This is a genomic window from Vibrio sp. YT-19(2023) (genome assembly GCF_033337395.1).
Window position 1 is genome coordinate 1 of sequence record NZ_JAWOQN010000733.1, and the last position, 608, is coordinate 608.

Genomic DNA, 608 nt, shown 5'->3' on the forward strand with positions numbered 1-608 from the left:
CGATTGAGTTTACTGACCCAGAATCAGGCAAACCACTGCAAGAGATGACCAAAGCGGTGATTTCTAAAGCGCAAGAAAATGGTCTTATCCTGCTTTCTTGTGGAGTAAAAGCGAACGTGATTCGTCTGTTACCTCCATTGACCATCGAATCTGACGTGCTAAATGAAGGCCTAGATAAGTTGGAAAAAGTGATTCTTGAAGTGGCGTAATTCACGCGCTTTTAAATAGCAATCACAAGTAAAGGAAACGATTGGCACCAATCGTTTCCTTTTTGTTTTTGGAAAATCGTCCTTCGCTTAACTAAATATCCTGTTTAAGTTGTAAGCGGAATCGACAAAAAAGTGTGTATCGACTCGAAAAACGTTTGCGATTCCAAGAATATCGGGTGAATTGGCAACTCGAAAAAATTACATTTGAATCAATGGTCTATGCAGTACCAATAGTAACTTACCACTCACCACTAAGGACTCAAATGAAACGTTCACTACTTGGATTAACCATGATTGCCTCTTTCAGCTGTTTGGCTGAGGGCGCTTTGGATCTCACCACGCTTTCAAACAATAATACCGACAACCTCGTATGGGTTGGACATTTGAGCCCAGACACCG

The 608-nt window shown here is 41.4% G+C and carries 1 protein-coding gene and 1 pseudogene; both read left to right on the top strand.

The features are described from left to right. A partial coding sequence (locus R7E78_RS28180; protein ID WP_318058890.1) for an aminotransferase class III-fold pyridoxal phosphate-dependent enzyme occupies positions 1-209 on the top strand: 209 nt, incomplete at its 5' end. Between the two features lie 263 nt (positions 210-472). After that, positions 473-608, top strand: a pseudogene (locus R7E78_RS31250) (manganese-dependent inorganic pyrophosphatase); the annotation flags it as partial.